Genomic DNA, 6070 nt, shown 5'->3' with positions numbered 1-6070 from the left:
CAGCACGGTCGCGATCGGCGCGGTGGTCGGTGTGGCAGCGGCCCGGCTGCGCGGCCCCTATCTGGCCGGGGTCACCCTCGCGGTGGCCGTGGTGGCCGACCTCACGTTCTGCGACTCCACCGGGATGGCCGTGTTCGTCCGGGGCGACAACCAGGCGGCGGCCGACGGGGGGTGGCTGCGGCTCACCGGTGCCAACGGGCGGGTCGAGCGGGTGCTGCGGGTGACCGGCCTCGCCGACGTGTTGCGGTACGAACCGGAGTCGGTCGACCCCGCGTCCCGCAGTGCTTCCTGATGGGCTAGATTTCCCCGCCAGCATTTCCCCCGCCAACGCGGTGACCGTCAGGGTCCCGTCCCCGTCGACTCCGAGGCAGGTAGTGATGGGCGCAGACAGCCCGCAGCCGGTACGCATCCTGGTGGTCGACGACGACCCGGGTGATGTGCTGATGATCGAGGAGGCGCTGGCGGACTCCGACGTCGACAAGATCATCGACGTGGTGAGTGACGGCGAGGAGGCGATGGAGTTTCTCCGCGCCGAGGGCCGGCACGAAGATGCCCGCCGACCCGACGTGATCCTGCTGGATCTGAACATGCCGCGCATGGACGGTCGTCAGGTGCTCGGGGCGGTCAAGCAGGACGAGGATCTGCGGACCATCCCGATCGTCGTGCTGACCACCTCCAACGCCGACACCGACATCGTCGGCAGCTACACGTTGCAGGCCAACGCGTACGTCACCAAGCCGATCGACCTGGACGACTTCAACGACGTGGTCCGCCGCATCGACGAGTTCTTCGGTCGGGTCGTCGTGCTGCCCAAGCGGGTCTGAGCCTCGCGCCACCTGCGCGCATGCTGAACATTTTCCCCGAACCCCCTCGGCGCGAGCGGTCGCGGCCGAGGATCCAGGTGGGGAAGTAACAGCAGCTGCCTGGGGGGCGACAGTATGAGGTTCTCCGTCGTTGAGACCGGTTACGACCAGCGACAGGTGGATTACTGCCTGGACGAGTTGGGGGTTCGGTTGTCCCGGCTCGCGGCGCGGGCCGAGGGCGCAGCCGGGGCGGCCGGGGAATGGGACGAGATTCGTCAGGAGGCAGCCGCGCTCGGCGGCCTCCTGCGACGACTCGACCTGGGCGACGCCGCTGCCACCCGGCCCGCCGGTGACGCGGTGCGGCGCGAGGCAGCCGAGGTGCTGGCCCAGGCCCGCGCCGAGCTGGACGAGGCCCGCGACGAGGCACGGCGGGTGCGGGAGCGGGCGTACGCGGAGGCCGTGCAGGCCCGGCGCGACTTCGAGGCGGCGCTGGACGCTCGCCGACGGCGCGAGGTTCGGGTGGACGAGATCCTCAGCCAGGTGACCGTCGAGCAGGTGCCCGCCGACACCCCCACCGCAGCCGCCGGGGTGCCGGGCAGCCGGGTCGGGGTCGGCGGCGTGGACGAGGGTGCGCAGCCTCCGCCGGGCCGTCGCTGAGACACGCGGGCGTGGGAGCCCGGCTCAGGCGGTGAGCGCCGCCGCGACGGTGGTCGCCCGATCCTCGTGCTGGGCGTACGCGTCCGGGTAGGCGGAGATCTGCACGGCCTGGGCGGCTGCCGTGACGCTCATGTCCTGCCAGCCGGGGATCTCGTTGAGCGCGCTGTAGAAGGCCCGCGCGGCGTAGGACGGGCGCATCAGTTGGGCAACCGTGCCCCAGCCGCTGCTGGGCCGCTGCTGGAACAGCCCGACCGAGTCGTGGTCGGACCCGCTGCCCTGGTTCGGGTACTCCGCCGACTCCGGCAGGACGTCGCTGGCCAGGTTGTAGAGGTTGCTCTCCTGCATGGCGGTGGACAGTGCCACCACCAGGGCGCGGCGCGGCATCTTCATCTCCAGGCCGACGTCCACGATGATCTTCGCGTTGTCCATCTGCGCCTGGTCGAGGCCGGCGACCGGCCGGGGGCGGCGGGGTTTGACCGGCTTCTTGGGCGCCTTGCGGACGGCGGTGGGGGTGGGGGTGGGCTTCGCCGTCGGGCTGGGCGGCAGGACCCGGGCGGGGGCGGCGTCGCGGTCCAGCGACCGGGAGGCGCGTTCGTCGGCGATGGCGGCGCGGTCGGCCACCGCCTCGGCGAGCGGCTCGACCGTACGCGGGGTGTCGTCGTTGCCTCGCGCGGTGGCGACCGCGACGAGGCTGAGGCAGCAGGTGACGCCGGTGGCCAGCGCCACCCGCACCGGGGTCGAGCCCAGCAGGGCCCGCCGCGGCGCTTCGGCAGCGCGGTGACGGCCGATCGTCCGTTCGGTTGAGGCGGCGTCGTCCGAAGGGGTGGTCGGGCGCGCGTCGGTCAGCTTCTGGGCGGAGGGGTCGTCGGGGTGCACCTGACGAGGCTAAAGAGCTGAATGCGCGATGCCACCAGCCCGTACGGTGGCATGCGCCACAATTTGCCCCGATCATGCCGACTTCAATGGGCAAAGCGGGAGCAGAGTCGACCAACCTCGCGACGTACGCCAGACGGTTATTCCCGACTTGCCGGGTGAATCCGCTCGCCGAGCCCCTCCGCAGGCCGCATCTGCAGCCCCCATCAGGGGTCAGCCAAACAGCCGAGGCGCACCTCCACCAACCGGCCCCCCACCGACCCGCCCGCCCGCACCGCCCCAGGCTCCGTGCCCTGCTCGCCGATCTTGCACTTGCTGTCGCGGCATAAGGGGCATACCCCTCATTTCGGCGACCGAAAGTGCAAGATCGACGCGATGGGGCGCGCGCGTGCGCAAGAACGGCGCGGTGGGGCGACCGAAGGTGCAGGGTCGGCGCGGTGGGCGTGCGGGGTGGCGGGCAGGCTGGGGCCTGGGTCAGTGGCGGCCGTTCTCGGCTGGGGTGACGGTCAGGCGGTGGCGACTGGCGTCGCTGCTGGAGAACGGCCAGAGCCGGTCGGCGTACTCGACCAGGTCGGCCAGTTGATCCCGGCTCAGCCCGGCTGAGGAGATCTCCGCGTGGACGTCGGCCCGGTACCGGCCGTCGTTGTCCCGCCCCAGCTTCGCCTCCGCCCGGACCTGCACGGTGTGCGCCTCGTCGGTGATCTCCCCGGCCACCTCCACCGCCGCGTGATGCAGGCAGGAGGCGAAGGCCGCGGCCAGCAACTGTTCCGGGGTCAGCCCGGTGCAGTGCGGCGCCAGCGGTGAGGCCAGCGCGGTGGAGAGCCCGCCATCGTCGGTGCGTACGTGACCGCCCTCGGCGGTCGCTGTGGCCTCACGCAGCCAGGAACTCTGATCCGGCATCGCGTTTCTCCCGTCGCTCACCAGGCCGGCTACCCCTTCGCCGCCCGGCGAAACGCCACGGGGTCGCGCCGTCAAACGCCACGGGGTCGCGCCGTCAGCGCCCGGCGGGCAGGTTCGGCTCGTCCACCAGCACCACCGCCTCGGTGGCCTCCGCGGCGGCCCGTTCGGTCCACGGCGACGTCGGGGCCGGCCGGCGGGTCGTCGGGATCGTCATCGGCACGTACACCCGGGCGTCCACTGCCTCGGCCAGCAGCAGCGCGGCGACCAGGCTGGTCGGACGCTGCTCGGGGTCCTCGGCGAGGCAGGAGCGGCACAGCTCGGCGACCTCCGGGGGGAGCCCGGCGATGTCGGGCAGCGGCTCCGGTGGCTGACAGCGGCGTGCGAGAAGCAACTCGCTGGAGGTCGTCGCGCGGTAGGGCAGGCGGGCCGTCAGGCTGTAGTAGAGCAGCACGCCGAGGGCGTACATGTCGGCGGCGGGGGTGGCGGGCGCCTCGTCCAGCTGTTCGGGCGCCAGGTACGCCGGGGTGCCGAGCACCATGCCGGTCGGCATCGGGTCGGGTTCTCCGGCGGCGATGGCGATGCCGAAGTCGAGCACCTTCACCCCGGCCGGCGTGAGGATGACGTTGGCGGGCTTGACGTCCCGGTGCACGATGCCCTCGGCATGCGCGGCGGCCAGCGCGGCGGCGACCTCCGCGCAGACCCGCACCGCGATCTGCCAGTCCAGCGGCCCGGCGCGCAGGTGCACGGCGAGCGTCTCACCCTCGGCCAACTCCATGACGATGTAGGGCACCGGTCGGCCCGGCCACGTCGTGGAGGTGCCGAAGTCGTGCACGCTGGCCACGTTGGGGTGTTCCAGCCGGGCCGCCGACCGGGCCTCGGCCCGGATCCGGTCCACCGGGCCGTCCCGATCGTCGCGGCCGGGAGAGATGAGCTTCACCGCGACCGGCCGGTCCAGCACCTGGTCGTAGGCCCGCCACACCTCGGACATCCCGCCCACACCGATGCGCTGCTCGAGCCGGTACCGCTCGTCCAGCATCCGCATCGACCGCTCCTCGTCCTCGCCCGGCCGACGGCCGGGTTGCTCCGATCGCGGTACCCGCCCTCCGAACTGGGCAAACCGAGCCCGGTCCGGGGCACGTGGGCCCCGCGCACCTCGCTGCGCCGGAGCGGTCGGTGCGGTAGCTTGCGAGCCAGAGCCGGTGTCACCGATTGTGCCGGCACGGTCACCCGAGGGGGCGCCGCGATGAGCGAGGTCACCGTACGCTTCGTCGGCGGGCCCGCGGACGGCCTGGTCCGGCTGCTGCCGGCCGGTTCGGACGGCGCCCCACCCCAGCGTTGGATCATGCGGCACCCGGACGGCACTGGGCCGGTGCAGCCCGGCCCCGACCACCTCTACGAACGCGACCGGCCCGACGAGGCCGGCGGCTGGAGCATGCGGTTCGTGCGCACCGACGCGTACGGGGTGTCCGAGTGACCACGAGGCGGGGCTGACCGATGGTGTCGGCGGCGTCGCGTCGGCCCGCCCGCACAGCCCGCGCACAGCTTCCGCAGGGGCGCGGCACAGGCGTGGCGGCCACCATGGGGCCCATGGTCATGAACGGGCAGGCCGCGCCGAGCCGGATCGAGCTGCGTCGCCCCGACGGGGAACCCGTCCGGGTGCTGGTGGTCGACGACGAACCCACGCTCACCGACCTGCTGTCGATGGCCCTGCGCTACGAGGGCTGGCAGGTCCGCACCGCCGGCAACGGCATGGCGGCGTTGAGCACCGCCCGACAGTTCCAGCCGGATGCCGTGGTGCTCGACGTGATGCTGCCCGACCTGGACGGCTTCCAGGTGCTGCGCCGGCTGCGCGAGCACGCCCCCACCGTGCCGGTGCTCTTCCTGACCGCCCGCGACGCGGTCGAGGAACGCATCGCCGGGTTGACCGTCGGCGGCGACGACTACGTCACCAAACCGTTCAGCCTGGAGGAGGTCATCGCCCGGCTGCGTGCGCTGCTGCGCCGCTCCGGGCTGGCGATCGCCGCGCAGGAGGAGGCGGTGCTGACCGTGGGTGACCTCAGCCTCGACGAGGACAGCCACGAGGTCCGCCGGGCCGGCCAGCTCGTCACTCTCACCGCTACCGAGTTCGAGCTGCTGCGTTTCCTGATGCGCAACCCGCGCCGGGTGCTCAGCAAGGCGCAGATCCTCGACCGGGTGTGGAACTATGACTTCGGGGGCCAGGCCAACGTGGTGGAGCTGTACATCTCGTACCTGCGCAAGAAGATCGACGCCGGCCGGGCACCGATGATCCATACGCTGCGCGGTGCGGGTTATGTCCTCAGACCCGCCGAGTAGGCGCCGCCCACTGCGCGCCACCCGTGGCTGGCTGGCCGGGCGCTCCCTGCGTACCCGACTGGTGTTTGCCCTGCTCGCGCTGCTCGCGTTGGTGAGCGTCGCGATCGGGGGCCTGACCACTGTGGCGCTGCGGCACTTCCTGATCGACCGGCTGGACGCCCAGTTGGCCCCCGCGACGGCCATGCGGGGCGACCGTCCGGGACGGCCGGCCTTCCCCGGTGACGGACCGGGCATCCCACCCGGGCTGCCGTCCGGCGTGGTGGTCGCCGAGATCACCGACGGTCGCGTGACGAGCGCCCGCACCCTGACCAAGAGCGTCTCCAACGCGTTCCCCGACCCGCAGCCCGTCCAGGTGGGGGAGGTCGCCGTACTGGCCGACCTACCGGTCGACGCCAGACCGCGCACCGTCGACCTCGGCGACCGCGGTGACTACCGGGCCGTGGCCCGGCAGTACTGGGGAGGCCAGGTACGCGTCGTCGCGATCCCCCTCTCCGGCGTCCAGG

At 72.6% G+C, this 6070-nt stretch carries 8 protein-coding genes and 1 pseudogene; 6 read left to right on the top strand and 3 right to left on the bottom strand.

Translation table 11 applies throughout. The annotated features are described in order from the left end of the window. From ABZ749_RS27120 to ABZ749_RS27110, 3 genes are all read left to right on the top strand, one after another. Positions 1-292, top strand: a 292-nt coding sequence (locus ABZ749_RS27120; RefSeq protein ID WP_357232781.1) for an STAS domain-containing protein, incomplete at its 5' end; no start/stop codon positions are given. 85 nt (positions 293-377) lie between these two features. Further along, entirely contained in the window at positions 378-824 is a 447-nt protein-coding gene (locus tag ABZ749_RS27115; protein ID WP_355009026.1) for a response regulator, read from the top strand. A 114-nt stretch (positions 825-938) separates the two neighbouring features. Beyond that, positions 939-1460: an ATPase gene (locus ABZ749_RS27110; protein ID WP_357232779.1), complete on the top strand. Its 522-nt coding sequence runs from the start codon at positions 939-941 to the stop codon at positions 1458-1460. Between the two features lie 24 nt (positions 1461-1484). Here the strand turns inward: ABZ749_RS27110 and ABZ749_RS27105 are convergent, their stop codons facing one another. The 3 genes from ABZ749_RS27105 to ABZ749_RS27095 all read right to left on the bottom strand — a co-directional run bounded on the left by ABZ749_RS27105 (position 1485) and on the right by ABZ749_RS27095 (position 4584). Beyond that, positions 1485-2336 (bottom strand): hypothetical protein, encoded by an 852-nt coding sequence (locus tag ABZ749_RS27105; protein ID WP_357232777.1) that lies wholly within the window; start codon positions 2334-2336, stop codon positions 1485-1487. 471 nt (positions 2337-2807) lie between these two features. Next, positions 2808-3233 carry an OsmC family protein gene (locus tag ABZ749_RS27100; RefSeq protein WP_124819422.1) on the bottom strand — a complete coding sequence of 142 codons (426 nt, stop codon included), beginning with the start codon at positions 3231-3233 and terminating at the stop codon, positions 2808-2810. A gap of 94 nt (positions 3234-3327) precedes the next feature. Beyond that, positions 3328-4584 (bottom strand): serine/threonine-protein kinase, encoded by a 1257-nt coding sequence (locus tag ABZ749_RS27095; RefSeq protein WP_357232775.1) that lies wholly within the window; start codon positions 4582-4584, stop codon positions 3328-3330. On the opposite strand from ABZ749_RS27095, the gene ABZ749_RS27090 reads away from it, so the two are divergent. From ABZ749_RS27090 to ABZ749_RS27080, 3 genes and pseudogenes are all read left to right on the top strand, one after another. Then, positions 4477-4707, top strand: a complete 231-nt coding sequence (locus ABZ749_RS27090) for a hypothetical protein (protein WP_091408172.1) — start codon at positions 4477-4479, stop codon at positions 4705-4707. The two genes, ABZ749_RS27095 and ABZ749_RS27090, sit on opposite strands and share 108 nt — an antisense overlap. Positions 4708-4820: 113 nt before the next feature. After that, positions 4821-5567 carry a response regulator transcription factor gene (locus ABZ749_RS27085; RefSeq protein ID WP_357203899.1) on the top strand — a complete coding sequence of 249 codons (747 nt, stop codon included), beginning with the start codon at positions 4821-4823 and terminating at the stop codon, positions 5565-5567. After that, positions 5545-6070, top strand: a pseudogene (locus ABZ749_RS27080) (two-component sensor histidine kinase); the annotation flags it as partial. The gene ABZ749_RS27085 and the pseudogene ABZ749_RS27080, both read left to right, overlap by 23 nt.

The organism is Micromonospora sp. NPDC047753 (genome assembly GCF_040642735.1).
In the GTDB taxonomy this organism is placed as follows: Bacteria; Actinomycetota; Actinomycetes; order Mycobacteriales; family Micromonosporaceae; genus Micromonospora.
This window is presented reverse-complemented; position numbering and strand designations above follow the sequence as displayed.